This window comes from Streptococcus sp. V919, from assembly GCF_054353475.1.
This window is the reverse complement of the sequence record NZ_JBTHHY010000001.1, coordinates 565,759-590,354: the sequence shown is the minus strand read 5'-3', so window position 1 is coordinate 590,354 and position 24,596 is coordinate 565,759. Positions and strand designations below refer to the sequence as shown.

At 37.4% G+C, this 24,596-nt stretch carries 32 protein-coding genes and 1 pseudogene; 29 read left to right on the top strand and 4 right to left on the bottom strand.

Annotated features, from left to right (window positions below):
- Nucleotides 1-31: 31 nt before the first annotated feature.
- From ACXYSK_RS03175 to ACXYSK_RS03165, 3 genes are read right to left on the bottom strand one after another with little or no spacing between them, the layout of a single operon-like run.
- Nucleotides 32-748, bottom strand: a complete 717-nt coding sequence (locus ACXYSK_RS03175) for an ABC transporter permease (RefSeq protein ID WP_458625010.1) — start codon at nucleotides 746-748, stop codon at nucleotides 32-34.
- Nucleotides 745-1,560: an ABC transporter ATP-binding protein gene (locus ACXYSK_RS03170; protein ID WP_458625009.1), complete on the bottom strand. Its 816-nt coding sequence runs from the start codon at nucleotides 1,558-1,560 to the stop codon at nucleotides 745-747. Before ACXYSK_RS03170 ends, ACXYSK_RS03175 begins: the two co-directional genes overlap by 4 nt.
- On the bottom strand, nucleotides 1,557-2,357 hold the full coding sequence (locus tag ACXYSK_RS03165; RefSeq protein ID WP_458625008.1) for a MerR family transcriptional regulator: 801 nt from the start codon (nucleotides 2,355-2,357) through the stop codon (nucleotides 1,557-1,559). The genes ACXYSK_RS03170 and ACXYSK_RS03165 overlap by 4 nt, the downstream gene beginning before the upstream one ends.
- A 268-nt stretch (nucleotides 2,358-2,625) precedes the next feature.
- Here ACXYSK_RS03165 and ACXYSK_RS03160 point away from each other — a divergent pair, with 268 nt between their 5' ends.
- The 15 genes from ACXYSK_RS03160 (at nucleotide 2,626) to ACXYSK_RS03090 (ending at nucleotide 11,146) form a co-directional block, all read left to right on the top strand.
- Entirely contained in the window at nucleotides 2,626-3,123 is a 498-nt protein-coding gene (locus ACXYSK_RS03160; RefSeq protein WP_458625007.1) for a hypothetical protein, read from the top strand.
- 127 nt (nucleotides 3,124-3,250) lie between these two features.
- Nucleotides 3,251-3,487 carry a hypothetical protein gene (locus tag ACXYSK_RS03155; RefSeq protein WP_458625006.1) on the top strand — a complete coding sequence of 79 codons (237 nt, stop codon included), beginning with the start codon at nucleotides 3,251-3,253 and terminating at the stop codon, nucleotides 3,485-3,487.
- Nucleotides 3,488-3,605: 118 nt separating this feature from the next.
- Nucleotides 3,606-4,169, top strand: a complete 564-nt coding sequence (locus ACXYSK_RS03150; protein WP_458625005.1) for a hypothetical protein — start codon at nucleotides 3,606-3,608, stop codon at nucleotides 4,167-4,169.
- A gap of 108 nt (nucleotides 4,170-4,277) precedes the next feature.
- Nucleotides 4,278-4,520 (top strand): phosphohydrolase, encoded by a 243-nt coding sequence (locus ACXYSK_RS03145; protein ID WP_458625004.1) that lies wholly within the window; start codon nucleotides 4,278-4,280, stop codon nucleotides 4,518-4,520.
- Nucleotides 4,521-4,619: 99 nt separating this feature from the next.
- A complete protein-coding gene (locus tag ACXYSK_RS03140) occupies nucleotides 4,620-5,045 on the top strand; it encodes a hypothetical protein (protein ID WP_458625003.1) in 426 nt (141 codons plus the stop codon).
- Nucleotides 5,046-5,107: 62 nt separating this feature from the next.
- Nucleotides 5,108-5,515, top strand: a complete 408-nt coding sequence (locus ACXYSK_RS03135; protein WP_075230100.1) for a hypothetical protein — start codon at nucleotides 5,108-5,110, stop codon at nucleotides 5,513-5,515.
- A 288-nt stretch (nucleotides 5,516-5,803) separates the two neighbouring features.
- Nucleotides 5,804-6,073, top strand: coding sequence for a hypothetical protein (locus tag ACXYSK_RS03130; protein WP_458625002.1), 270 nt, complete (start codon nucleotides 5,804-5,806; stop codon nucleotides 6,071-6,073).
- Nucleotides 6,074-6,143: 70 nt separating this feature from the next.
- Nucleotides 6,144-6,401, top strand: a complete 258-nt coding sequence (locus ACXYSK_RS03125; RefSeq protein ID WP_458625001.1) for a hypothetical protein — start codon at nucleotides 6,144-6,146, stop codon at nucleotides 6,399-6,401.
- Nucleotides 6,402-6,599: 198 nt separating this feature from the next.
- A complete protein-coding gene (locus ACXYSK_RS03120; protein ID WP_458625000.1) occupies nucleotides 6,600-6,986 on the top strand; it encodes a hypothetical protein in 387 nt (128 codons plus the stop codon).
- Between the two features lie 45 nt (nucleotides 6,987-7,031).
- Entirely contained in the window at nucleotides 7,032-7,913 is an 882-nt protein-coding gene (locus ACXYSK_RS03115) for a diacylglycerol/lipid kinase family protein (RefSeq protein WP_458624999.1), read from the top strand.
- 44 nt (nucleotides 7,914-7,957) lie between these two features.
- Nucleotides 7,958-8,476, top strand: coding sequence for an RDD family protein (locus ACXYSK_RS03110; protein ID WP_458624998.1), 519 nt, complete (start codon nucleotides 7,958-7,960; stop codon nucleotides 8,474-8,476).
- Between the two features lie 175 nt (nucleotides 8,477-8,651).
- The gene (locus ACXYSK_RS03105; RefSeq protein WP_458624997.1) at nucleotides 8,652-9,536 is read left to right on the top strand and encodes a DUF4300 family protein; all 885 of its coding nucleotides are present in this window, start codon (nucleotides 8,652-8,654) and stop codon (nucleotides 9,534-9,536) included.
- Nucleotides 9,537-9,620: 84 nt separating this feature from the next.
- Complete coding sequence (locus tag ACXYSK_RS03100; RefSeq protein WP_458624996.1) at nucleotides 9,621-9,941, top strand: hypothetical protein; 321 nt, start codon at nucleotides 9,621-9,623, stop codon at nucleotides 9,939-9,941.
- A 38-nt stretch (nucleotides 9,942-9,979) separates the two neighbouring features.
- Complete coding sequence (locus ACXYSK_RS03095; protein WP_458624995.1) at nucleotides 9,980-10,291, top strand: hypothetical protein; 312 nt, start codon at nucleotides 9,980-9,982, stop codon at nucleotides 10,289-10,291.
- Nucleotides 10,292-10,339: 48 nt separating this feature from the next.
- Nucleotides 10,340-11,146, top strand: a complete 807-nt coding sequence (locus ACXYSK_RS03090) for a hypothetical protein (protein ID WP_458624994.1) — start codon at nucleotides 10,340-10,342, stop codon at nucleotides 11,144-11,146.
- A gap of 30 nt (nucleotides 11,147-11,176) precedes the next feature.
- Here the strand turns inward: ACXYSK_RS03090 and ACXYSK_RS03085 are convergent, their stop codons facing one another.
- Complete coding sequence (locus tag ACXYSK_RS03085) at nucleotides 11,177-12,196, bottom strand: hypothetical protein (RefSeq protein ID WP_458624993.1); 1,020 nt, start codon at nucleotides 12,194-12,196, stop codon at nucleotides 11,177-11,179.
- A 119-nt stretch (nucleotides 12,197-12,315) separates the two neighbouring features.
- Here ACXYSK_RS03085 and ACXYSK_RS03080 point away from each other — a divergent pair, with 119 nt between their 5' ends.
- From ACXYSK_RS03080 to aguA, 14 genes and pseudogenes are all read left to right on the top strand, one after another.
- The gene (locus ACXYSK_RS03080; RefSeq protein ID WP_458624992.1) at nucleotides 12,316-12,822 is read left to right on the top strand and encodes a YfbM family protein; all 507 of its coding nucleotides are present in this window, start codon (nucleotides 12,316-12,318) and stop codon (nucleotides 12,820-12,822) included.
- 48 nt (nucleotides 12,823-12,870) lie between these two features.
- Complete coding sequence (locus ACXYSK_RS03075) at nucleotides 12,871-13,275, top strand: hypothetical protein (protein WP_263393610.1); 405 nt, start codon at nucleotides 12,871-12,873, stop codon at nucleotides 13,273-13,275.
- Between the two features lie 140 nt (nucleotides 13,276-13,415).
- Nucleotides 13,416-14,267: pseudogene (locus tag ACXYSK_RS03070) on the top strand (CbrC family protein).
- Between the two features lie 18 nt (nucleotides 14,268-14,285).
- Nucleotides 14,286-14,768, top strand: a complete 483-nt coding sequence (locus ACXYSK_RS03065) for a hypothetical protein (RefSeq protein WP_458624991.1) — start codon at nucleotides 14,286-14,288, stop codon at nucleotides 14,766-14,768.
- A gap of 17 nt (nucleotides 14,769-14,785) precedes the next feature.
- Entirely contained in the window at nucleotides 14,786-15,340 is a 555-nt protein-coding gene (locus ACXYSK_RS03060) for a hypothetical protein (RefSeq protein WP_458624990.1), read from the top strand.
- Nucleotides 15,341-15,350: 10 nt separating this feature from the next.
- On the top strand, nucleotides 15,351-15,848 hold the full coding sequence (locus ACXYSK_RS03055; protein ID WP_458624989.1) for a hypothetical protein: 498 nt from the start codon (nucleotides 15,351-15,353) through the stop codon (nucleotides 15,846-15,848).
- A 46-nt stretch (nucleotides 15,849-15,894) separates the two neighbouring features.
- Nucleotides 15,895-16,689 carry a DUF4261 domain-containing protein gene (locus tag ACXYSK_RS03050; RefSeq protein WP_458624988.1) on the top strand — a complete coding sequence of 265 codons (795 nt, stop codon included), beginning with the start codon at nucleotides 15,895-15,897 and terminating at the stop codon, nucleotides 16,687-16,689.
- Nucleotides 16,690-16,771: 82 nt separating this feature from the next.
- A complete protein-coding gene (locus ACXYSK_RS03045; RefSeq protein ID WP_458625402.1) occupies nucleotides 16,772-17,200 on the top strand; it encodes a hypothetical protein in 429 nt (142 codons plus the stop codon).
- Nucleotides 17,193-18,209, top strand: coding sequence for a hypothetical protein (locus ACXYSK_RS03040; RefSeq protein ID WP_458624987.1), 1,017 nt, complete (start codon nucleotides 17,193-17,195; stop codon nucleotides 18,207-18,209). The genes ACXYSK_RS03045 and ACXYSK_RS03040 overlap by 8 nt, the downstream gene beginning before the upstream one ends.
- Nucleotides 18,210-18,807: 598 nt before the next feature.
- A complete protein-coding gene (locus tag ACXYSK_RS03035) occupies nucleotides 18,808-20,262 on the top strand; it encodes an aminotransferase class I/II-fold pyridoxal phosphate-dependent enzyme (RefSeq protein ID WP_458624986.1) in 1,455 nt (484 codons plus the stop codon).
- A complete protein-coding gene (gene speE / locus ACXYSK_RS03030) occupies nucleotides 20,263-21,123 on the top strand; it encodes a polyamine aminopropyltransferase (protein ID WP_458624985.1) in 861 nt (286 codons plus the stop codon).
- A complete protein-coding gene (locus ACXYSK_RS03025; RefSeq protein ID WP_458624984.1) occupies nucleotides 21,120-22,379 on the top strand; it encodes a saccharopine dehydrogenase family protein in 1,260 nt (419 codons plus the stop codon). The genes speE and ACXYSK_RS03025 overlap by 4 nt, the downstream gene beginning before the upstream one ends.
- A complete protein-coding gene (nspC, locus tag ACXYSK_RS03020; protein ID WP_458624983.1) occupies nucleotides 22,379-23,506 on the top strand; it encodes a carboxynorspermidine decarboxylase in 1,128 nt (375 codons plus the stop codon). Before ACXYSK_RS03025 ends, nspC begins: the two co-directional genes overlap by 1 nt.
- On the top strand, nucleotides 23,503-24,588 hold the full coding sequence (gene aguA / locus ACXYSK_RS03015) for an agmatine deiminase (RefSeq protein WP_458624982.1): 1,086 nt from the start codon (nucleotides 23,503-23,505) through the stop codon (nucleotides 24,586-24,588). The genes nspC and aguA overlap by 4 nt, the downstream gene beginning before the upstream one ends.
- Nucleotides 24,589-24,596 lie beyond the last annotated feature (8 nt).

Genomic DNA, 24,596 nt, shown 5'->3' with positions numbered 1-24,596 from the left:
GCCATGGATTCATGTTGCACTATTCAGGTATTTACTCAGATTTTTGTTTATTCAAAAGGAGGATACAAGTCATTACTGCAATACAAGATACAAGAATTAGATACCACAGGTTTTCAAGACTAAAATCATTCTCTAGCATCAATCTGTATCCCCAATAAGCTGGGAAAACTCGCCCTAATATTTGGAGAAAATCGGGTAGTAAGCTAATAGGAAACATAATCCCCGAAAGCATAATTGAAGGTAAAAAGACAAGTTGCGCTACCATGGTAAGCTTTGCTTGATTTTTTACAGTAAGGCCCAGTATACTTCCGATACTCAACGATACGAAAATGTAGATGCCCAGTGCGAGAAAGAATAGGGAAAGTTGACTCGGTAGACTTGCTTCAAATAAAATAGGGGCCAGTAGCAGGATTACAATGCAGGTCATCATCAGATGAACAAAGGCAGAGAGAAGTATGCTCACCAATCCTAAATAAATAGGGACACCATTAGCTTTATAAATCTTTTTTATGTCGCTTCCGTATGTTTCAATCAAGGAAGGCGGTAAGCCGAGAAAGGCCCCCATGGAAACACTCATGACAATCATTGACTGTATGAGTGTACTACCCATTTCAGGCATAACGGAAGTAAAAATACCACCCATGAGAAGAAAGAAAATAAGCGGTACAATATAGTAAGTAACCAAGAGAGACTTACTTCGTATGTCCAATTTCCACTGTAATGCTAGGCTATATAAGAATCCTTTCATTCCGATCCCCTCCTTGCCATTTCGATGAAATGCTGCTCCAGTGTGCCACGATCCACCTTAATATCCAGTATTTGGATATGTTTCTGTTTGCATTCTTCCAATAATGAAATCAAAGTGTCCTCGATCGTATCTGTTTCAAAAGATTTCTCTCCGTCCTGGGTCTTTAAATGGATGAAATATTTTCTTCCCAACCTGTCTGTCAGTTCTGAAGGAGTACCACAAAAGACAATCTTTCCACTATTCAAAATAGCAATGCGGTCACATAAGGTTTCAACTTCGGCCATATCGTGGCTTGCCAAAACAATTGTCTTGCCCTGTGATTTGAGCTTTCGGATTTGTTCATGGAGGGATAGTCTTCCTTCAACATCAAGTCCCGCTGTCGGTTCATCGAGAAAAATAATATCTGGATTACTGATAAGTGCAAGAGCAAGATGTAGTCTTCTTTTTTGTCCTGTGGATAATTGCAGATATTGTGATTTCTCAATTTCTTTTATTCCAAGAGCCTTCAGCATGGCATTATTAATGCTTGTCTGATTCCATTTTGCAAAGAGCTTTATGGCTTCCATCGGTTTGATGTGGGCGGGTAGAGAGGAGGACTGTAGTTGAATTCCGGTTTTCCCGTTTACAACGATAGTGCCTTCGTCATATTTTCTCAGACCTTCGATAGCTTCAAGCGTTGTTGTTTTACCAGCTCCGTTCACACCGAGCAGAGCAAAGATTTCTCCTTGTTTGATTTGAAAATCGAGACCTCTAAGAACCATATTGCTACCATAACTTTTCTTTAATCTAGAAACCTCTATCGCGTTTTTCATGGTTCTACCTCCTCAAAGGGATTGGTTCCAAGTCTTGAAAAATAAACTTGCAAAGCGGGCTCTAAATATGAGTTAACGATTTTTTGCTTTTCCTCCCATGCGTTAGTAGCGGTATCAATATTACCGACTTCCATCAACTTCGGAAGCATAGTCAAATCTCCATTTGTAAACTCCATGATCAAGTTCCAGTATTCTTGTACAACTTGTTGGCACTGTTCACTTTCAGCGGGCACCTTTTCTTTTTGGAGTCGCACAATCTCATCACTTAGGCGATTAAATCTGTTCATAAAGTCTACTCCGCTTTTCTTGTCAAATCGACTGCGTATATGATCCAGTGTATCATCATCAAAACGTTTAATCAGAGAGTAAGATTCATTCTTCATTTGTAAATTGACAATAATATCTGCATACTTCTTAAAGTCAACCGTCTGTATTTGTAAAACTTCAACTTTTAACTGCTCTATTTCTGACAATGATGCCTGAAGCTGTTCTATTTTTTGGCGAATATCATCTGCTTGCTCTGTAAGAGCATTTGCAACTTCAGCTGGAGTTTTCAAAGAGTTCAAACGCCCCTTTATGTCCTTGAGAGAAAAACCAAGTGATTTCAAGGATATAATCTGATGAAGCATGACTAGATCTTTATTAGTATAAAGTCTACGTCCTCCCTCACTTTCTGCTGATGGAGAAAGCAATTCTTCTTTATCGTAGTATTGTAGAGTACGGACTGTAACTCCCATTTTCTTTGCGACTTCCCCAACTGTCATAAAACCTTCAGGGATTGCTCTGAATTTTGCCATCATTCTCACCTCCTAATATATATTATACATCATGACGTAAGGTCATGAGCAAGCGCTTTATAAAAATTATTGATTAAAGATTTATTCTAGTGATCTCGTTTACTTAATATAAATAAAATGCTTGTGAAAACAGCTATTTAAAGGTGACAAAAAGGAGTTGAAAGAGAAGAACCAAAACAATTATTTGCATTTAGTATATCTTTTTGCTTTGTTCAATGATTGGTGCTATAATGTAGTTAAAAAGTAAAGAAAATATAGGAGATATATGATGAACCCAACTTATATTATTGTATTTTTTCTTGTCCTTTGGCTCTTGCTTTTTGTTGGATTTATGATTGTATATAGCAATAGAAAGAAAAAAGCTGTTAGCTTTGTTAGTGATAATAGTGATAAAGCTATTGTTCATTTATACTGTTTAAAAACTAAAATTAATGGACGGAATCTTGCTGACTTTAATCCAATAACTGGAGAAAATCTAGAAAAGGTAGTTGCTTTAGTTCCAGGAAGATATACAATCGAGGGCGTTTATAAAACGACTGAGACTCGATTGAACAAAACAATCAATATCAAATCAGAAAATATCAGTATGGCTCTTGACTTGGAGGCTGGGAACACCTATTCAATAGCTATGTACCTATATTCTCCTGAAGAAAGACAAGAGTATGAGAATGGCAAAACTGATGAAGTGGTTTTGAGTGTTCCGTTAACCATTGTCGTGGGTAGTGATTTCATCAAAGCATACATTATTTGCTACAAAGAAAAATGATTATCTAAGAGGCTGGGCTTAAGTTTGTTACTGGCCTCTTTTCTAAAATTAAGTCAAGCTATGAGCAGCATCATTTTGTTAAGTAGGCTTGCCAATCAATCCGAATTTGTGGGGGGAGATAAATGTTATGAAAAAGAGTACCTATAATCTATTAACTAAGATTCTTATATATGGAGTTTTATTAAAACAATCGAGTAAAGGTGAGATAAGACTCTGCAGTCCATTCCTTCAAGATATGGCGGAAGAAGGGATTAGACCAGTTGAAATTTATGAACTTCTAGAAGAGAAATATCCAGGTGAAGTGGTAACAAGAGAACGTTTTTATGAAGGTTATAATAAAATACTTGAATTAAAGTTTAAGTAGGAGATTAACAAATTTAATGTCTTACTTTTATTTTTCAACAGAAGTACCACAGGCTGAGATAGTAATAACGTAAAAATGATGAGAATTAATAGAAACAGTTAAGATTAGAGGATGATAGATGATTATATTGGAATTGTACCAAAATGATTATTCAAAAGATTTAGTCGCGTTTGATTCTTTAGAAGAGGGAAGAGCCTTTGTAGCGCAAATCCCGGGATATACTTTAGAAACAGAAGATGGGTTTGAAGTGGAGTATGTAAATCCTAAACAATTGCCGGATTATACGGAAATTGTCTTCAATGGAAATATTGTCCCTTTATCTAGATTTTCGTTTAATCCTGAGGAAAATGTGGATATTATTTGGAAAGAGATTTCGAATCTATCGGTTAAAAACGATAAAATGATTGAAGGCGCTACAAAAATCGATGCCTATGTCGTTAACAACGATGAATTAAAAAATTATGTCGAAGCACGAGAAGCAAACTTCCGTAAGGCAAAAGCATTCTTAGAAAGCAAAGGGTACGAAGTCGATAGAAGCTTTTTTGGAAGTGAAGACGGCGAAGCGATTCTCTACAGAAAACGCAGCACCGAAGATTGGCACTTCTTGTGTCACTTAGATCCGCTATTTGCAGAGATTGAAGATGTAGAGGGATATGTGGAAGAAGCGCTTGAAGATATTTAATAGTTAACCAAAGTTCTTTGTGAGTGTATGCCACTGCTTGAGTAGACGGATTGATCAGTAAAGAGAAACATCTAGCACTATCTAGCTTCTTAAGGAGAAATATCTATCATGAAAATGGAAATCGCGAAAACCTATCTTGTAAAAAAAGATATTTTTGGTTTAAAAAAAGATGAACTTTGGACCTTAGTTGACAAGGGTTATCAGGCTTATTTTGGTGAACATAATTTCGTCTTTGTCAATGATGAGAAAGTGAAGGTATTTGCAGTTTTACAAGATAGTTCAGAAGAAGATATACAAATTTACGATCATCTTGATGACTATCTTGAAGAAGTCGCTCACGAAAATTTCTAATGAATGTGAGATGAAAATTGAAAATGCTCGCTTTTAAAAAGTTTACTGAAATATTTTTGTGGGAAATCATAATTTTTAATATATTTAGTGAGAAAGATAATGGATAAAGAATTTTATATGACACCAGATTCTGAAGAAAGCAATCTTGTCCTGAAACAGGCTTTGAAAGAACTAATCGAAGATATGTACGAAAAGAATATAATATCAGGTTTGTTAGAGGATGATATAGATAGTCCATCCTTTGAGGATCTTGTTCTTTCTTTAAGGGATAAACTTAAAGAATGCTATCCTAAAACTAAGCTCAAACGAATGATGAAGAGCATCCATTATTCGAATGGTTTTGAAGATAAATCTTTAAAAGAAAGTGCTTTTCTCTTGGATGAGATTGAACAGTATCTTAGTAGTAATCGCTTTCTTGATCATGATCAAGCGGTCAAGTATTTTAATGACAGAATTACTGCTGATGGCTTTGAAATCAATCCCCAATCTCTAGTTTTAGTCATGATTGAAAGTTTGCATAGCTGAGAGAAGCTGTATAGGATATTGAGAAAATATGCGTAATGATAATAAAAGAGAAAGGTATAGCTATGTCTTATGATTTAGTAGTATTTGAGAAATCAATCGCACCAGCTAGTAAAGCTGAATTTTTAGAATGGTATGAGGAGCAAGTGGAGTGGAAGGAAGACCACGATTATGATTCAATTGAAGTTAGTTCAAGCAAACTAAAAAGTTGGTTTCTGGACATGATAAAACTATTTCCTCCTATGAATGGTGACTTTGATATGGATGATGCATTAGAGAATGACCAAGAGCTGGAAAGTCGTTTTACTGACTATAGTATTGGTAAGAATCTTATCTATGCAGGATTTGCATGGTCACAAGCAGAAACAGCCTATAATACAATGCTCATGTTAGCCTTAAAACATGATGTGGGATTTTTCGATGTCAGTGGTACTGGGGCAATTATCCTATCTGAAACTATCAAGTTAGATTAAAAGATGAGCCAGGTTAGTTCTTAGGAGATTTTATGATTTCCATAGCTTCCTAGCATATGTATTTATTAACCCTTTTACAGGGAATTAATTTTGGGATAGACGACTTTACAGAGGCAAGACCGATTAAAAAAAAACTAGACTGAAACCAAGGTGAAAACCGTCTGGCTCAGTCTTTTTTTCTGTTAATGTAGTATAATAAAAGTATAGGAATTCTATTTTTTAATAGGATTTTTCCAAGTTAAGATTAGTTATTTTATGGAGTCAAAAGCTAGATCAGAGGTGAGAAAGTTGACTGAATTTGAGAGCTTATTTCTTCAAATAATCGAATATTCGAATCAGGTTACAGCTGAAAATTATCAAGAATATGCGGAGTTAGGGTATGATCTTTTAAGGAAAATCCATCATCTAGGTATGAAGGAGACACAAGTTTATGAGAGATTTTTTACATACTATGACAGCTTACAAGATGGAATGATAAAATTGTGGTTTGCAGAAATGCTAGACTATATTTCTGGCTGGTGTCATTCAGAAAAATATCTTTGGAATCATCAGGAATAAGGGAGACCAGATTAGCAAATTGCCGCATTGGTAGTGGAAAGTGATTTTGCATAAGATATAGGAGTTAGATATGTTTAATGACAGTTATATTTGGGGGCGTTTTTTCATCCCCCTTATCATGATTTTCGTCTTAGGATTGATGGTATTCTTTCATAGACGTCAGGTTTTTAAATATTTATATATCGTGAATATTTTTTTGTATCTAGTTGCGATTATTACTTATTTTATTCTAGAAAATCATCCAGTTGGCCAACCATTTCCCTACCCTTGGATGACAGCTATTCCGTTTGTTTGGGCCATATCTATCTTTCTAGCTTTTGGATTATAGTTCGCGTCTCTTAGTGCTTTTGTCATTGAACAGGCACAAAGGCATATCTGGGCAAGGATGATCATTGGGTTAGTTGTTCTAGCAATTATGATAGCTATCGCGATAGGTATATACTACTTTATAGAGATTATTAGAGTTATAGGTTACTTTTAATTTTTAGTCAGTTTCTGATGGTAAACATGTAGAAAGAGGAGCAATATGAAGCAATCACTTGAATTTTTAAGAGAAAGAATCACCAATAAGATGCCCTTAGAGGAAATGGTAGCAATCTTTGAAGACTTGTGTCGTGAGCCTATTGAGGATGAGATGATTTTGTTTGAAGTAGGGACATTTACTAATGTATCTGATAAGCCATTGTTTCAACTATCCTTAGTAAGGCAAGCTCCAAATGAAGATGAAGAGTTTTATCAAGTTCACCTTGATATTTTCTATGAAGCAAGTCAAGACAATCAAATCTTTAGTGAATCGACCTGGGATGAAGATTTAGAGGAAAATATTTTTGACTACATTAGAAATTCAGAAGTATTTGCCTATGCAAAAGATCAGGAATACCTATCAGTCAAAATGTATCTTGAAGAAACTTAAGAAAGCTAGTTAAAGTAAGGAAATCTAATAACAGGAGAATTATAAATGAATAAAATAATGGTAATCATCAATCCAACATCTGGAGGCGAAAAAGCCTTAGATTATAAGGTGAAGCTAGAAAATAAAGCTAGAGACTACTTTGAACATGTGGAAATGAAGATTACGGAAAAAGCGCAAGATGCAACATATTTTGCCGCAGAAGCTTCACGAGAGCACTATGATGCAGTCCTGGTTTTTGGTGGAGATGGTACTGTTAATGAGGTTATCTCTGGCATCGCTGAGAAAGACTATATTCCTAAACTTGCGATTATTCCAGGAGGGACAGGGAATCTTATCACAAAACTATTAGAAATCAATCAAGATATTGACGGTGCCATTGACGAACTTGACTTCAGTTCTACCAACAAGATTGATATCGGAAAATCAAATGGAAACTATTTCGGTTATATCTTTAGTATTGGGTCATTACCAGAAGCCATCCATAATGTTGGGATTGAAGATAAAACAAAGTTTGGTATGCTTGCCTATGCAATTAATACTATGAAGTCTGTCGTGACAAATCAAGCATTTAACATTCAAGTTGAAACAGAAAATGGAAACTACATCGGCCCAGCCAGTCATGTTTTGGTTCTCCTAACCAATTATTTCGCTGACAAAAAAATCTTTGATGAAGACAAGGATGGTTATGCCAATATTTTGATTTTAAAAGATGCATCTCTTCTTACTAAATTGTCAGTTATCCCAGACTTATTAAAAGGGGACGTCGTAGAAAATGATCACATCGAGTACATTAAAGCTCGTCACATCAAAATCTCTTCAGATAGTGAATTAGAAACAGATGTTGATGGTGACAAATCCGATAATTTACCAGTAGAAATCAAGGTACTAGGTCAGCATATCGAAGTCTATTCACAACCGAAAGAATAAGAAACTTTTGAAAAGAATAGTAGATAATAAAGGAGGAGACGGTGATGAAGATGTTAGCAATTAATCCTATTTCGTTTAAAAAAAGAATGATTGAATTACTATTTGATTATCTTTTTATACTAGCTTATTTAGTTTTTCTGTTTATAGTTTCTATGCTTATTTACATCATATTTTTTAATGGTATCCCAGAGTTTACAGAAATTCAGTCACAGTGGCTTGTATTTTTTACCTCTGTTTTGCCAATCACTCTAATTTTTACATTCTTAGATTATACAAAAAATGGGAGTTTTGGGAAGGCGAAAGCAGGACTTCAATTGGTTTACAAGAAAAAAACAGTGCAAGCTAGCTTGCTTAGAAACACCATTAAATTTTTACCTTGGCAAATAGGTCATATGGGAACGATACATGGTTTCTATAGTGAGTTTGATTTCTTATCTATTATCCTCTCGTTATTAGCTACTCTCCTCGCAGTTGCCCTACTAGCAATGATGGTTTTCAGGAAAGATAAGCGACATCTAGGTGACCTTATAGCTCATACACAGGTACAGCTAAAAGGTGATTAAAATTAAATATCTCATAGATATTTCAATTATTAGGGAGCGTGCTGTGTGCCAGCTTCCTTTTTAATGATTTAAAATTACTTTACTTAGCAAAATGCTTGGACTTAAAATAAATTTGAACTATAATATAGGAGAAGCTAATCGACTTGAAAAATCTTAGTTAAAAAGGAAACATTTTATGAAAGTATCTAAAAAAATTAGATTAATGAGCTGCTGTGGTTTAGCTATCTTTACTTTAGTTGCCTGTGGTACAAACCAAAACCAATCTATGGAACAACTGAATAGTTCAAAAACTAAGTTGGTTAGCTCAGATAAAGAAAGCCACAAAGGAACCTATAGCAATCTCAATAGCAAGGAAAGTGCAGAAGAAGTTCGGAAAGCCTTGGCTGCACATTTGGATAAAGATAGTGTCGATGCATTTTTCAACCTTGTAAATGATTACAACGCGACTGTCGGTTCAGTAGGCTTAACTGGAGATTTTTCTACATTTACCAAAACAGACTATGATGTTGAAAAGATAAGCAATCTTTGGACGCCTAAAAAGGGTGATTTTGTCGGTACCAACTGTCGTATTAACAGTTATTGTTTATTAAAAAATTCTATCGAAATTCCTAAATTAGAGAAAGATGATTCCCTCTTGTTTGTCGATAATGATGCCATTGACAAAGGAAAGGTCTTCGCTGCAGAAGACAAGGATGCTTTTGATATTTTATTCTCAAGAGTCAAGACCGAAGCAACGACTGATGTTAAGGTTCATGCAGCAAAGATGGAACAATTCCTCTCTCAATTTAAGTTTAATGAGAATGCAATAATGCTCTCCGTAGTTGTCCATGATGACTTAGATGGTCAATCTCTCTTTATCGGCCATGTCGGCATACTTGTACCAAGCGAGGACGGCTACCTCTTTGTCGAAAAGTTAACTTTTGAAGAGCCTTATCAAGCCATCAAATTTGCGACCAAGGAAGATTGTTACAAATATCTAGATACAAAATACGAAAACTATACAGGTGAAGGTCTAGCTAAGCCATTTATTATGGACAATGATAAGTGGGTTCAAGTCTAAAAATAGGATGATTTGCCTAAAAAGTGGGATAAGAAGTTACCAACCGAATGATAGTTAAATTGATATGATTAGAGGACAGCAAGCATGGATGAACATACATTAAGAGTTGTAAAAATTGATAAGGAAGCTATTTTTGAGCCGATCTACGAAACTTTTATAGCGCAAGAGCAAGAACTGCTGGACCTGTCGCCAGTAGATGTTATCAACTATTGTGCTATGGATTGGGAAAATGGAGAGTTTATCTTTGCAGCACATCTTCAAGAAAATAGTCTGGGAGAATTGAATCCACTTCCCAATCATATTGATATCCAAGAGTTGCTGAAAAAACTACCTGTTACGATAGATTCAGTTCTTGGGAATGAGAGTATTTATAGAGATTATTCATTCGACCAATTAAAAAAATAGTATAATAGTAGTGAATAAAATAGTCATAAGGAGACACAATGGATATTAAAGATTTTACAGAAAAAGAACAAGAGATGATTAAAAAGGGACTAACATTCTCTAAGCTTAATGATAAGGAGACTGCCGATAAGATTATCGCCTTAATTCCTCAGGATATGATTAAACGAATTCCATTTTTTGTTAGAAAACATGCCATTACACGTACTGTTAAGAGAATCTCGCTCGAGTATCCAGACTTGTATGCTGTAGCTGAACAAGAAGGACAACTTCCTGAAAAGGAAGCTCAAGAATTGCGACAAATTCTTACAGATATTTTCCAAGAGAAAATGAACAAGCATAAGATTAAATAAGTTTTGAGAGTTATCGATAAGATTTCGATTGAGCATTAGGAGTTGAGAATGGCTATTGATGGCGTTAAAATCATTGACAGTGATCAAGGTTATGACATTTACAATGAGGTAGTTGGTCGCTATAGAGACGGTGAACATGTAGCCAATATCATCAAGGATATTCTCGATGCGGAAAAAGATTACTGTCAAACAGACTTTTTTACAGAAATTTATTGGACAGCTCTTGCCTACTCACTGTGGAAGATTGGTCACCTGACAGACGACATCAGAGATAAAACCTTGGAGCTTATCAAAAAAGGGGCTAATCCATTTTGGTTGGAAATAGATCCAAAGGCTTTAAAACAAAGGCAAAAGGTCTTGGATAAACTTGCTATCCAGTTGCAAACTGAAAATCATAGACCTCTAAAGGTCCCTAAAGCCAAAACTAAACGTAAACCTTATTTTGTAGAAGGAGACATCCTTGCTGTTAAGTTCCAAAATGAATATGGTCTTGTCTTTGTATCTATGGTTGAGCAGAGTCCTAGAAAGCTTGAGTATCATCTGGCTTGCACGCGCCTCATACAGACAAAAAAGCCCACAATCGATGATTTTTTGACCAGTCAAATCTCCTGTAAGATGGACAATACAAAGTTTGCTCTCGTTACAGACTGCTGGTTCAATCACAAAGATCTAGGGCAATTATTAGAAAATATTGAAAAAATTGGACAGGTGAAGCTTAGACCTTTTAGTCTTTGGATGCTAGCACCTGCCCAAAATTTAGAAGATATTTATGAAGAAATCACTAGAGATAAAGGTTCCTCTGGCCTTAGATTCATCGAAACCTATAAACTTGTCGAAGATATTTTTCCAGTTTAACGCTTATGTGATAAAAGGGGAAATGGTCAATCATTCCCATTGACTATGCTGGGCCCTGACACCATAACTATCTAGGGAACCATCTGAATTGAACTTGGCTTCAATCCGATATCTTTTCCAGAGGTCGTAATCTGCTGTTTGGATGGTTAGGATAAAGTTGGCATCGGTGTCAGAGACACTATAATCAGCTGGATTGACTTCAAAAATATCGATTATTTTTCGTGTTTGAAAATCTTGGAGCTTGAGATTTGCTAGCTTGACATGATTGATGGAAATTTTTTCTAGTTGCTTGCTATCATTAGGTGTTCTGTAATAGGTGATGACACAGTTTTTGAGCTGATCAGTATCTTTACCTGTGGGAGTGAGGCTCATAAAGCCAAAGGACTGATTATCCCGCTTGACTTCGAGAAGTTTACCATAGTAGAAGTGGTCGTTCTTGGGATTTGTGATGGAAGTCTCTGGACTTTTATCTTCAAAGCTAAAGCCTTGGTCCAAAAGAACGGAAGCCTTGCTCTCACCGATAATAACAGTGGTATCTTGAATGGTTACTGGAACAGGTTGAGCTGGAAGGCCACTCATCATCATGCAAAACATAAAAACATAACTCGTTAAAAAAGCTGTCCCGACAAAAGCGTTGGTTGATGCATAGACATGACTGTTATGAAAGTTTTTTCTTATAGCCAGTACAACAAATTTACCAAGACTTTTTAAAACCATACTAACAAGTACGATGAAAAATTGTTTTTTCAAACATTCATAAATGGCTTGAGGAAAGCTATTACCATGATAGTAGAAGACAGCCAATACCAGTAGATTTACGATTAGATAGATTAGCAAGAACCAATGAATCTCTTTAATGGCATTAGCATCAGTGATTTCTTCATAGTCAACGTGAATTCTTCCTTGAACAGCATGGCCAAGTTTATAAATCCATTTGGGAATGTCTTTGCCTTTTTTAACCGCAACTACAAGTCTGATATAGAGATAGATAGTAAAGGACAAGGATAGAAAGAAAAGAGCATAAAAAGCCAAAACAATACTAGTGAACATGACTATTTCCCCCTATTTAACATTTAATAAAACAATTTCTTAGCACCATTATAGCATTTTCTATAGAAATAGAGCTAAAAACATCAGTATTATCCTACAAGATTCAAAGGAGAAAAAACATGGGAATGATTGCCAATTATCAATATTTATCAGACAATGAATTAGAACAAATAAAAAGTCTTTCCAATCAAGAAGATGACTTATTAGATTTTTCTAAGGATTCCGCTGATAGTCATGATATCTTAATAGATATTGACAAAATGTGGGATGCTCTTCTCTTTGTCATGACAGGATTTAGTAGTTCAGAATTTTTGGACGACAATCCCTTGAGAGAAGCTGTTTTAGGGGTGACTCCTCTAGAGGATGTATCTGAATATATCGCCTATACTGAAAAATCGAGAATTGCGGCTATCAGTCAAGCTTTAGAAGAATTTGACATGGACAGTGCTATGGCTAACTTTAGTATGGAAGCTTGTAAGAAGGCCGACTTGTATCCTGATATTTGGGATTATCTTGAGGAAGAGGAAGAAATCAAGGATGACATTTTAACCTGCTTTGTAAATATGAAAGAGTTTTACAAAAAGATTTTGGAGCTCAATGGAAATGTCTTAGTTACTATTTGTTAGAAAGTTTATTAAACATTCCTAAAAGAATAAAACTGCTTGAGGTAATAAATGAACAAAGAAGATTTATTGGCATTATGGAAGGGAATAAACTGGGAAAAACATGATTCGGGGATCTATTTTCTAGGGAGATATCTAAATAAAGACATAAATATTTATTTTACAGGTTACTGTGAACAGGATTTAGTCTTATTATCAGATGATTTGATGACTAGTTTATATAGAAACTTGGAACACCTTGATAAAAAAGCTCAAAAGGTTATCCATGATAATTGGCCTGATAAAGCAGTTACAGAACTGGAATTAAGGGAGTTAATCTTGGATAAAAGTGGTTCTTATGGCGAATTTGCTCTAGGTTATGATGCCGGTGTCTCTCCAGCTGGAGCCCTTTATCTTTTAGTGAAATTCGACAAATATTTTCAAGCTGATAGAGAGCTTGTGTATGAAATTTACTAACTGTCTGACAATAAGAGGTTAAAATCAGGTGATGAAATGAAAGATTTAAAAGATTTATATAAAGCAATGTTAGGCTTAAATGGTATTGTCCTTGTTACCATTTGTTAAGATTTTATGTCATCCATTAGGAAGGTGGTCAGATGAATCCATATTTACAAGAATATATCACCAGGACAAGGGAATACCATGCTAAAGATGGAAATCCTTCCAGTGTTGCGGAACTATATGATTTGGCTGATGAATTAGCTAAGTCTGATGATTTAGAAGCTAAGAAAGTCTTAGTTGACCTCTATGAACAATTGGGTCTCTACACTAGTGCCTATATCTTATTTACCGAAATCTTAGACAAACCTGATCGAAAACAGATAAAGAAACTGAGCCGTTTACAAGAAATGAGTCAGAGTCATGGCAATCGTTTTGCCCTTCCTCGTCCTCTAAAAAAAGAGGAGAAAAAGTTTAGGCAGAAGTTATTACAGTCTTTGCCGCATTTTATCTATCATCCAGATCCGTTGGCTACAGGTTCATTTGTTGAAGGAGAAGCTAAGGTTTGTCCATCTTTTGGGAAAGAAAGTAATGTTTATTATGCTCTTAGACCCTACAGTATTGAAGAGATAGAACATCTCTGCCCAACTTGCATTGCAAACGGTCAAGCAGCTAAAAAATTCGATGCAGAATTTATCCAAGATGCCGAGTGGCAGGGTGAATTGGATCCAGAAAAGAATCAGCTGCTTTTTTGTCAGACCCCAGGCTACTCTAGTTGGCAGGGAGAATATTGGCTTTCTTGTTGCCAAGATTATTGTGCTTACTTGGGTACAGTTGGAACTCGAGAATTGAAGGATATGGGAATCGCTGAGCAATTCTTGGCAGACTATGAAGCGCGTGAAGAATATTAAGAGGTAGAAGACTACTTGGTCAAAGACGGGCCTATCTGTGGTTATTTGTTTAGATGTCTACATTGTCAAAAATACCAGATCTGGGTTGATGCAGATTAAATCGAAATGTGATTAGCTATGAAAATTAAAGAGAAGACTATGGAAGAACTAGAATTATTCGAAGCTGCCTCCAAAGATTTATGTGATACTATGCAGGGATTTAAAGACAAGCTATCTGCTCAATTTCCCCTGTTAGATAGTGATAACTGGCAGTATGATAAGGGATCGATAAAAGTTTGTAAGGCTGATGAGTCAGGATTCAAAAAAAGATGTAGAGTCGGAATCAGCTACAACTTGAAAGTCTCCCTATTAAACGAAGATGCCGAGCAAATCTGGTTACTGTTTAAAGACTGGTTCAATACTAGCAGATTGGGTCAAGTTGAAAGAAATCCTAATAATGAGGATTTGGGAAGATATGTCTTCTCAGCAAGTTCTCCTCTTGGAGATCAGGTAGGTTGTTCCATTTATTTGCCTAATGAGTGGAATATCCCTCAGATTAGTCTCTTAGGGTATGTAGCTGCTCGATACAGGGCTTGTGATCTTGATAAATCGCAAGGATAATATGGAGGTTTTTAGAGATGAGAAAGATTGATTGGGACAAGATAAAAACTCGCTTAGATGCCTTGCTGGTCATTGATGAGTATCTGACAGATCCGAGTGAGGATTGGCTCAGACTCGTGATTAAGATTGAGGAAGACTATGGAGTCCGATATTTTATTGACAATGGCTCTGGTGATTCTTTAGATGTGATTTTGACTGATAAAATGATCCTCATAAAAGGCTTTGATCATGAAAGCAGTTTAAGCCAGTTTGCTGCTGACGAGTGGAATCAAAATATCATCGATAGTTTTTATAAAGGACTGGATGAAAAGTATGTCTCACTTTATTCTGAAGACCAAAAAGATGAAACAACCTTCTTTATCTGGTATGACGGTCATGCGCATCAACAGACTTACCAAGATCAGGATGGTGGAGAATGGTTGCTTTCTTACCTTTTTGATAGCTTTGAGAAATTTCATGAGTTTGTGACTGACTATTATGAAATTACCGTAGATAAAGATTTACTTAGGAAACTCTACATGGATGGACAACTTTCAGACATAGAAGTAAAGCAATTAATCCAGGAGTGTTAAGAGAGTAATCATGAGAGTGAACTATAAAAATACCCCTGAAAACTATCGAGCTATGGCGGAAATAATCATCCCACCCTTGCTTAATTTACTCAAAAGTTTAACCTTGTTAGAAGAAGAAATTTTTGAGCGTAATAGAGAACTGGATAAGGAAAAAGAAGGCCTTGGCATCCCAGCAAATCAAGTTCATCCCAAGTGGAATGAACTTATGGATGACTATTTTCAGAGGCAAATGCAACTTCTAACTGGACGAGTGACTCAAAAATACTTGGAAGGAGGAGTTCGAAATTCTTATGGCTCCCCAAGTGAATATAACTATATTCAAACGAATGATTTTTCTGTAGATTTTATCATGACAAAAGCTGAAGAAGCAAGAGTCATCACCCACTATCAAGAAGCTTTAGACATGAAGCATCAGTTTGTACTTAAATTGGTGGATGGAAACTGGCTACTTGATGAGAAATTCTACGGTTTTGAGGATGAGGAAACTTGGTATCTCGACTCACTTTGACCAAGATAGCTTTGCATACCAACTAATATAAAAAAAGAGCAGTCCTATGAATTTTTTAAAAAATCTATTTACTAGTAAGAAAGAAAAGTCAGAGAAGAAAAAACAACTGATCTTGTCCATGCCCCTCTTCAAAGGCCGGCAAGCCTATTCTTTAGAACAGGTCATTCAGGAATTGAAATCTCACTGGGCGCTTGAAATTTCTGAAGTTTCTGGGGATGATTCTAGTGCAACATTTGTGATTGATGGTGCTCTCGTTGCGCTGGCTTTAATGGATTTGCCTATCCCAAGTCAAGAATTTGAAGAATTGTATGCCTATTCTTACCTCTGGCAGGATGTTGAGAAGGATACACAGGAGCACACACAGCATGCTATTGTTTCTGTTTTGTCTGACAATCTTTCGCCAGTAGAAACTTATTCCCTATTAACTAAAGTCAATGCCTCTATCCTAAAAACTAGTCAATCAGCTATTGGTATTTATCAGGGTTCTACCACCTTGCTCTTACCCAAAGATCTTTATCTAAACCTGGCTGACCTTTTGAAAGAAGAAATGCTTCCCCTTCAACTCTGGATTTATATGGGGATTATCAATCAGGGAGATAAGACCAGCATGTACACTTATGGTTTGAAAGAGTTTGGAAAAACTGAGATTGAAATTATCGAGTCTCCAATGAATAGCGATGACTTATATTATTTCCTCTTGTCTATTCTTCAGTATGTTTTAGGCAGTGATGTCACCTTAAAGGACGGTGAAACTATTGGCTTTTCAGAAGATCAAAAAATCAAAATCACTGAGTCAAAAGCCGTCTTTCTAGAAGGTAATTCCTTAAAATTAGAAGTTTAGAAGATGATTTTCGATTGATTTCTCCACCTAGAATGAGGTTTTCATGAATCGTGATATAAAATAGTATTATCTCTACCGATTTCTGGTCTATAGATTTGAAAAACTCTCTTGTAAGAATCCAAGTCTCAAGGAAATAAAACCAGAGAAGAGAGAAAAAATCGTTCTAGAGGCTACTAGAACTAGTCAAAAGATTATTCTAGTCCTTGGAATTCTTTATGTTTTGCTAAATTCTGCTATGTTCATTTACCTTAGGGCTAGTGATTTTCAAAATCCCTTATTGGCTTGTTTTACTGACTACATCGACTATTTGGGGGTACTAATAAACGGAGAATGGGGCGGTAGTTGGCGTCAAAAGAAAGCTAGTTTTTTGATGATTGCTATTTTGGCTATGCCTATTGTGGTCATAGAAGGCGGCCCCTTCTTCTTGCTAGTTTTATTAGTTGGGAATTGGGAATTAAAGAGAAAGATAAGATATGAGAGAGAACATAAAGGAGTAGAGAGTCATGGGTAGAACGGTGATTATAGGTACTTTAATGGTTTTTACAATCTTTAATCTGCTACTCGGTCTGGGGTTTTATCTCTTTCTAAAAAAGAGGAAAGAAAATGGGCAGTCATTGTACGAAACTCCTGTAAATCAACAAACTCGAACAGAAAAACTGGGTCTAGGCGAGATTTTGGTCTACCTGTCCCTGATTGCTATTGCAGGGATGTTTGCCTTTCAGACCTTAAATAGAGGTGGAGTTGGGAATTCTATTTTAGCCAAAATGATCCTCCTCCCAGCTATAATGGCTCTTTTCAATGCAAGAAAAAGGACTGGAAAGTCTTTACTTGCTCTCCTTATAACCTTGATGGTCTTTCTAGTAGGAGTTATGTTTCATCTCACGATTGGTTTGCCACCTCAAACACCAATTTTGCAAATTAATGAAAGTAAAATCATTTTAGCAGAAACAAAAGCAAGTGATCTGATGGAAGCTGGGTTTGATATCTATGTCAGACAAGGTGATGGTGGTAGCGACTATGAAAAGCTCTTGACAGAGGGAAGTTTCCAAAAGTATCCAGGAGATAAATCAGTCACTATCGAAAAAGGCTTCAGACTTGATAGCAATGCAGTCCCTTACGCTCCCTATCTCCTGGCAAAAGATGGCATAGTACTGGGGAGTATTTCCTTTTACGGTGCTGAGGACCAGAATGTGGCTTTAGAAGATTCTAAGATTATTCAGGTTCGATTTAACAAGGACAGTATTGAAGAATCAAAGAAACATTCTATCACTTTCAAGTTAGATCAACTCGACTTGACTACTCGACTTGATATCCCGCTTGTTCAAGAAACTTTTAAAAAGCATCTATGGTCAATCCCCCCATCACATACAAGCGATGTCACTCAATTGTGGTATGGATTACAGTGGTCCAGCAACAGTGACTCTCTATTTTGGAATGAGTATTATAGTCTCATCCGTCTGGATGAAAATTACTTGATGGCTGATTTTGAGCTAGCTGTTCAAGTAGCACGAGATGAGTAGATAGGATTTTGAATAACTGACTATAATTACAATTTAACACAGGAACTAATCGATTTGGTTCCTGTTTTTATTTTTTGATTTCAATTTAAAACGATTTCCATTTTGAAACTAAATGAATTTCACGAACAAAATATTAAATTGTTTAAAAAAAGTTCTAAAAATACTTTACAAGCCTCTGAAAACATGTTATAGTAGTAAAGCTTAGAAAATGAGATGATGTTTTCTAGCAAATATAAACCCGAGTAAAAAATTCCTACGGACAGGCAGGGTTGAATGCCGAAGCGTGGTTGAAAAGCCACATTATTGATAGGGTTAAAAGCCTACTTTTATAAGTTGATGTTAGGACATTAGTTCTAATTCGTATAGATTTGTTAGTGTGGTGAAAGCACACGTCATCTTGTGAAACGATCAATAAAGTACGTAATATTTGCTACTAGAGAGTTAGGAAACATCAGGAACAGACATACTCAAAAGAAACAAACATAAACACGTCAGTAGATTGTAGAGCAGGTGCCAACCTGCTCTTTTTTCATAAGTATCCTTTAGCACCTTACATGGTTAAGGTGTAAAAAATATGATAAAGGAGTATGTCTTTATAATGTTAAATCAAAACCAAGCTCCCATCTATGAGGGGTTGGTCAAGTTACGAAAGAAAAGAATTGTACCATTTGACGTACCTGGTCACAAGCGTGGACGTGGTAACCCAGAGTTGGTTGAACTTTTAGGGGAAAAATGTGTAGGCATAGATGTCAATTCTATGAAGCCCTTGGACAACCTAGGGCATCCTATCTCGATTATCAGAGAAGCAGAGGAGTTGGCAGCAGAGGCTTTTGGTGCTGCTCATGCCTTTTTAATGATTGGGGGCACAACTTCATCCGTGCAGACCATGATTCTTTCCACCTGTAAATTCGGTGATAAAATTATCCTTCCTCGAAATGTCCATAAGTCAGCCATCAACGCTCTCGTTTTATGTGGTGCTATTCCTATCTATATCGAGATGAGTGTGGATCCAAAAATCGGTATTGCTTTAGGTCTTGAAAATGAGCGTGTGGCACAAGCTATTAAGGAACATCCAGATTCCAAGGCAATCCTAATCAACAATCCAACCTACTATGGAATTTGTTCAGACCTTAAGGGGCTAACAGAGATGGCTCACGCTGCAGGAATGAAAGTCTTAGTAGACGAGGCTCACGGTGCTCATCTACACTTTACAGATAAACTTCCTCTGTCTGCTATGGATGCAGGGGCAGATATGTCAGCTGTATCCATGCATAAGTCTGGTGGCAGCTTGACACAAAGTTCGCTTCTTTTAGTTGGTGATCAGATGAATCCTGAGTATGTACGTCAAATCATTAACCTTACACAGTCAACATCAGCATCCTACTTGCTAATGGCTAGTCTAGATGTTTCTCGTAGAAACCTAGCCCTTCGTGGTAAGGAGTCCTTTGAGAAAGTCATTGAGCTATCTGAGTACGCACGTCGAGAAATCAATGCTATCGGTGGCTACTATGCCTACTCAAAAGAGTTAATAGACGGTGTGTCCGTTTGTGATTTTGACGTGACTAAGTTGTCAGTTTACACTCAGGGGATTGGTCTAACAGGTATTGAAGTTTATGATCTTCTGCGAGACGAATATGACATTCAGATTGAATTTGGTGATATTGGGAATATCTTGGCATACATTTCAATTGGTGACCGCATTCAAGACATTGAGCGCTTGGTCGGTGCGCTAGCTGATATCAAGAGACTATATTCACGAGATGGAAAAGATTTGATTGCTGGAGAATATATCCAACCAGAGTTGGTCCTATCTCCTCAGGAAGCCTTTTATTCAGAGAGAAGAAGCTTAACTTTGGACGAATCCGTTGGGAAAGTCTGCGGAGAATTTGTCATGTGTTATCCTCCCGGCATCCCAATCCTAGCGCCAGGTGAACGGATTACACGAGAAATTGTCGATTATATAAAATTTGCCAAAGAACGTGGTTGTTCCCTCCAAGGAACGGAAGATCCAGAGGTCAATCACATCAATGTTATTGAGAGAAAGGAGAACTAAATGGATTTATGGTTTTCTGAAGTTCATACTCCAGATGTGAAATTATCCCTGAGAACAGCCAAGCAACTCTACGCTGGTAAAAGTGAATGGCAGGATATCGAAGTTTTAGACACGCCTGCTTTTGGGAAGATATTGATTTTAAATGGGCATGTCTTGTTCTCGGATGCAGATGATTTTGTATACAACGAAATGACCGTCCACGTTCCTATGGCTGTCCATCCCAATCCAAAGAAAGTCTTGGTTATTGGGGGTGGTGACGGTGGTGTTGCCCAATTATTAACGCTTTATCCTGAATTGGAACAAATCGATATCGTGGAACCGGATGAGATGTTAGTTGAGGTCTGTCGAGAATACTTCCCAGATTTTGCTGCAGGACTTGATGATCCTCGCGTTACCATTTACTACCAAAATGGACTGAGATTTTTGAGAAACTGTGAAGATGATTACGACATCATCATCAACGATGCGACAGATCCATTTGGCCATACGGAAGGGCTCTTTACCAAGGAATTTTACGGCAATAGCTATAGAGCCTTGAAAGAAGACGGAATCATGATTTATCAGCATGGTAGTCCTTTCTTTGACGAAGATGAGTCAGCATGCCGCAGCATGCACCGTAAGGTCAATCAAGCCTTTCCAATCAGTCGGGTTTATCAGGCGCATATTCCAACCAGTCCTGCTGGCTATTGGTTATTTGGGTTTGCATCGAAAAAATATCACCCTGTCAAAGATTTTGATAAGGAAGGCTGGAAAAAACGCCAGCTTTTCACAGAATACTACACTGCAAACTTGCATATTGGTGCCTTTATGTTGCCTAAGTATGTAGAAGACATTTTAGAAGAAGAGGAAGTAAAAAAATGAGTCGTTTATTAGTTATCGGATGTGGGGGCGTTGCCCAAGTTGCTATTTCAAAGATTTGCCAAGATAGCGAAACCTTTACAGAGATTATGATTGCTAGCCGTACCAAGTCAAAATGTGATGACTTGAAAGCTAAATTAGAGGGCAAGACAAGTACTAAAATTGAAACAGCTGCTCTTGATGCTGATAAGGTAGAAGAAGTGATTGCCTTGATTGAAAGCTACAAGCCAGAAGCCGTTTTGAACGTAGCTTTACCATACCAAGATTTGACTATTATGGACGCTTGTTTGGCGACAGGAGTCCACTATATCGACACAGCCAACTATGAGGCTGAGGATACAGAAGACCCAGAATGGCGTGCGATTTATGAGAAACGCTGCAAAGAGCTTGGATTTACGGCTTATTTTGACTATTCATGGCAATGGGCTTACCAAGAAAAATTCAAAGAAGCAGGCTTGACCGCTCTTCTTGGTTCTGGTTTTGACCCAGGTGTAACCAGCGTCTTTTCAGCATACGCCCTCAAACACTATTTTGATGAAATCCACTATATCGACATTTTAGACTGTAATGGTGGTGACCATGGTTATCCATTTGCAACTAACTTTAACCCAGAAATCAATCTTCGCGAGGTTTCTGCGCCAGGTTCTTACTGGGAAGATGGAAAATGGGTAGAAGTAGAAGCTATGTCTATCAAACGTGAGTATGATTTCCCTCAAGTTGGGCAAAAAGACATGTATCTTCTTCACCACGAAGAAATTGAATCACTGGCTAAAAACATTCCAGGAGTTAAACGTATTCGTTTCTTCATGACTTTCGGTCAATCTTATCTAACGCACATGAAATGCTTGGAAAACGTTGGGCTTCTTCGTACAGATGCCATTAATTTTAATGGACAAGAAATTGTTCCTATCCAATTCTTGAAAGCCTTGCTTCCAGATCCTGCAAGCCTTGGTCCACGCACAGTTGGTAAAACCAATATCGGCTGTATCTTTACAGGTGTCAAAGATGGCGTTGAAAAGACAATCTACATCTACAATGTTTGCGACCATCAGGAATGCTACGCAGAAGTTGGTTCACAAGCCATTTCTTATACGACAGGTGTTCCAGCCATGATTGGGACAAAATTAGTGATGGATGGCACTTGGAAACAACCAGGAGTGTATAATCTTGAAGAGTTGGATCCAGATCCATTCATGGAAGCTTTAAATAAATACGGTTTGCCATGGGTTGTGGTTGAAAATCCACAAATGGTGAACTAATGAAGTTAGAACAAGTACCAACACCTTCTTATATCATTGACTTAGGAAAATTAGAAGAGAATTGCCGCATTCTGCAAAAGGTTCAGGAAAAGGTAGGTTGTAAGGTTTTGCTAGCTCAAAAGGCTTATTCCCTCTATAAAACCTATCCTTTGATTAGCCAGTATCTTTCTGGTACAACGGCTAGTGGTCTCTATGAAGCTAGGTTAGCTAGAGAAGAGTTCCCGGGGGAAGTCCATGTATTTGCGCCTGCTTTTAAGGAAGCAGATATGGAAGAGCTACTGCAAATATCGGATCATATTGTTTTTAACTCAGAGAGACAATTACGAAAATACGGTCAACCTTGTCGTGAATCTGGTATTAGTGTAGGTCTACGCCTCAATCCTCAATGTTCAACGCAGGGTGACCACGCGCTCTATGACCCTTGTGCTCCTGGATCCCGTTTTGGAGTTACTTCAGATAAGATACCAAGTGATTTGCTGGACTTGGTGGACGGGCTTCATTTTCATACTCTTTGTGAGCAAGGGGCAGATGATTTAGCGACAACCTTGAAAGCTGTAGAAGAGCAGTTTGGACAGTACTTGCATCAGGTTAAATGGCTCAATATGGGTGGTGGACATCACATTACAAGAGACGACTATGATGTGGACTTACTGATTTCTGAGATTAAACGGATTCGAGAAACCTATAATCTTGATGTCTATATTGAACCAGGAGAAGCTATTGCGCTTAATGCTGGTTATTTGGCTACTGAAGTCTTAGACATCGTTGAGAATGGGATTGAAACCTTAGTGTTAGATGCTTCAGCAAGCTGCCATATGCCTGATGTCCTTGAAATGCCTTATCGCCCACTATTGAGAGACGGTTTTGAAGCGCAAGAAAAACCTTATACTTATAGACTTTCTTCCAATACCTGTCTAACGGGAGATATCATTGGTGACTATAGTTTTGAAAATCCAGTTGAGATTGGAGATAGACTTTACTTTGAGGACATGGCAATCTACTCCTTTGTCAAAAATAATACCTTTAACGGGATTGGACTTCCAAGTTTGTATGTGATGGATAAAGAGGGTGAATGCAGTTTAGTCAAGGCCTTTGGTTACCAAGACTTTAAGGAGAGATTATCATGATGGACAGTCCAAAAAGATTAGGTTATCGTATGCCAGCAGAGTATGAACCCCATCATGGAACTCTCATGATATGGCCTACTCGACCAGGGTCCTGGCCTTTTCAAGGAAAGGCAGCTAAAAAAGCATTTAGCCAGATTATCAAAACCATTGCTCAAGGGGAAACAGTCTATCTTTTGGTGGAGCAGGACTATCTATCTGAAGCGCAATCCTATCTTGGAAACCAGGTCGTTTATCTAGATATCCCAACAAATGATGCCTGGGCTCGTGATACAGGTCCGACCATTCTCCATAATGATAAAAGGGAAAAGTTGGCGGTAGATTGGTCTTTCAATGCTTGGGGTGGTTCATATGACGGTCTTTATCAAGACTATGAAGCAGATGACCAAGTGGCCAGTCGCTTCGCAGAAGTCTTAGAGGTACCTGTTTACGATGCAAAACCTTTTGTACTAGAAGGTGGAGCCATACACAGTGACGGCCAAGGAACAATACTTGTCACAGAAAGTTGCCTCCTCAGTCCTGGTCGCAATCCTCACATGACTAAAGAGGAGATTGAAAATACCTTACTAGAGAGTCTTGGAGCTGAAAAAGTCATCTGGCTACCTTACGGTATTTATCAGGACGAAACCAATGAACACGTCGACAATGTAGCAGCCTTTGTTGGTCCTGCTGAGGTTGTTTTAGCTTGGACGGACGACCAAGACGATCCCCAGTATGCCATGTCTGCTACAAATCTAGCTCTTTTGGAGAATGAAACAGATGCAAAGGGTCGGAGTTTCACCATCCATAAACTTCCAATTCCAGCGCTTCATCAAGTAGTGACGGAAGAAGATTTGCCGGGCTATTCATATGAAGAAGGAGAAGAGGAGCGCTATGCTGGTGAACGTTTAGCTGCTTCCTATGTGAACTTCTATATTGCTAATAAGTCTGTCTTGGTGCCACAATTTCAGGATGAAAACGACCAAGTGGCCTTGGATATCCTGAGTAAGTGTTTCCCAGACCGTGAAGTCGTCGGAATCCCTGCAAGAGATATTCTTTTAGGTGGTGGAAATATCCACTGTATTACCCAACAAATTCCAGAATAGGAGAAAAA

What these genes read in the sequence shown, in the direction of transcription:
- ACXYSK_RS03135 (WP_075230100.1), top strand. Translation starts at nt 5,108, where the DNA reads ATGTCTTATGATTTAGTAGTATTTGAGAAATCAATCGCACCAGCTAGT.
- ACXYSK_RS03115 (WP_458624999.1), top strand. Translation starts at nt 7,032, where the DNA reads ATGAATAAAATAATGGTAATCATCAATCCAACATCTGGAGGCGAAAAA.
- ACXYSK_RS03050 (WP_458624988.1), top strand. Translation starts at nt 15,895, where the DNA reads ATGAATTTTTTAAAAAATCTATTTACTAGTAAGAAAGAAAAGTCAGAG.
- ACXYSK_RS03040 (WP_458624987.1), top strand. Translation starts at nt 17,193, where the DNA reads ATGGGTAGAACGGTGATTATAGGTACTTTAATGGTTTTTACAATCTTT.
- ACXYSK_RS03165 (WP_458625008.1), bottom strand. Translation starts at nt 2,357, where the DNA reads ATGGCAAAATTCAGAGCAATCCCTGAAGGTTTTATGACAGTTGGGGAA.
- ACXYSK_RS03100 (WP_458624996.1), top strand. Translation starts at nt 9,621, where the DNA reads ATGGATGAACATACATTAAGAGTTGTAAAAATTGATAAGGAAGCTATT.
- ACXYSK_RS03060 (WP_458624990.1), top strand. Translation starts at nt 14,786, where the DNA reads ATGAGAAAGATTGATTGGGACAAGATAAAAACTCGCTTAGATGCCTTG.
- ACXYSK_RS03035 (WP_458624986.1), top strand. Translation starts at nt 18,808, where the DNA reads ATGTTAAATCAAAACCAAGCTCCCATCTATGAGGGGTTGGTCAAGTTA.
- ACXYSK_RS03065 (WP_458624991.1), top strand. Translation starts at nt 14,286, where the DNA reads ATGAAAATTAAAGAGAAGACTATGGAAGAACTAGAATTATTCGAAGCT.
- ACXYSK_RS03105 (WP_458624997.1), top strand. Translation starts at nt 8,652, where the DNA reads ATGAAAGTATCTAAAAAAATTAGATTAATGAGCTGCTGTGGTTTAGCT.
- ACXYSK_RS03055 (WP_458624989.1), top strand. Translation starts at nt 15,351, where the DNA reads ATGAGAGTGAACTATAAAAATACCCCTGAAAACTATCGAGCTATGGCG.
- ACXYSK_RS03175 (WP_458625010.1), bottom strand. Translation starts at nt 748, where the DNA reads ATGAAAGGATTCTTATATAGCCTAGCATTACAGTGGAAATTGGACATA.
- ACXYSK_RS03090 (WP_458624994.1), top strand. Translation starts at nt 10,340, where the DNA reads ATGGCTATTGATGGCGTTAAAATCATTGACAGTGATCAAGGTTATGAC.
- ACXYSK_RS03140 (WP_458625003.1), top strand. Translation starts at nt 4,620, where the DNA reads ATGGATAAAGAATTTTATATGACACCAGATTCTGAAGAAAGCAATCTT.
- ACXYSK_RS03075 (WP_263393610.1), top strand. Translation starts at nt 12,871, where the DNA reads ATGAACAAAGAAGATTTATTGGCATTATGGAAGGGAATAAACTGGGAA.
- ACXYSK_RS03080 (WP_458624992.1), top strand. Translation starts at nt 12,316, where the DNA reads ATGGGAATGATTGCCAATTATCAATATTTATCAGACAATGAATTAGAA.
- ACXYSK_RS03120 (WP_458625000.1), top strand. Translation starts at nt 6,600, where the DNA reads ATGAAGCAATCACTTGAATTTTTAAGAGAAAGAATCACCAATAAGATG.
- ACXYSK_RS03110 (WP_458624998.1), top strand. Translation starts at nt 7,958, where the DNA reads ATGAAGATGTTAGCAATTAATCCTATTTCGTTTAAAAAAAGAATGATT.
- speE (WP_458624985.1), top strand. Translation starts at nt 20,263, where the DNA reads ATGGATTTATGGTTTTCTGAAGTTCATACTCCAGATGTGAAATTATCC.
- ACXYSK_RS03150 (WP_458625005.1), top strand. Translation starts at nt 3,606, where the DNA reads ATGATTATATTGGAATTGTACCAAAATGATTATTCAAAAGATTTAGTC.
- ACXYSK_RS03025 (WP_458624984.1), top strand. Translation starts at nt 21,120, where the DNA reads ATGAGTCGTTTATTAGTTATCGGATGTGGGGGCGTTGCCCAAGTTGCT.
- nspC (WP_458624983.1), top strand. Translation starts at nt 22,379, where the DNA reads ATGAAGTTAGAACAAGTACCAACACCTTCTTATATCATTGACTTAGGA.
- ACXYSK_RS03155 (WP_458625006.1), top strand. Translation starts at nt 3,251, where the DNA reads ATGAAAAAGAGTACCTATAATCTATTAACTAAGATTCTTATATATGGA.
- ACXYSK_RS03125 (WP_458625001.1), top strand. Translation starts at nt 6,144, where the DNA reads ATGTTTAATGACAGTTATATTTGGGGGCGTTTTTTCATCCCCCTTATC.
- ACXYSK_RS03160 (WP_458625007.1), top strand. Translation starts at nt 2,626, where the DNA reads ATGAACCCAACTTATATTATTGTATTTTTTCTTGTCCTTTGGCTCTTG.
- ACXYSK_RS03095 (WP_458624995.1), top strand. Translation starts at nt 9,980, where the DNA reads ATGGATATTAAAGATTTTACAGAAAAAGAACAAGAGATGATTAAAAAG.
- aguA (WP_458624982.1), top strand. Translation starts at nt 23,503, where the DNA reads ATGATGGACAGTCCAAAAAGATTAGGTTATCGTATGCCAGCAGAGTAT.
- ACXYSK_RS03085 (WP_458624993.1), bottom strand. Translation starts at nt 12,196, where the DNA reads ATGTTCACTAGTATTGTTTTGGCTTTTTATGCTCTTTTCTTTCTATCC.
- ACXYSK_RS03170 (WP_458625009.1), bottom strand. Translation starts at nt 1,560, where the DNA reads ATGAAAAACGCGATAGAGGTTTCTAGATTAAAGAAAAGTTATGGTAGC.
- ACXYSK_RS03145 (WP_458625004.1), top strand. Translation starts at nt 4,278, where the DNA reads ATGAAAATGGAAATCGCGAAAACCTATCTTGTAAAAAAAGATATTTTT.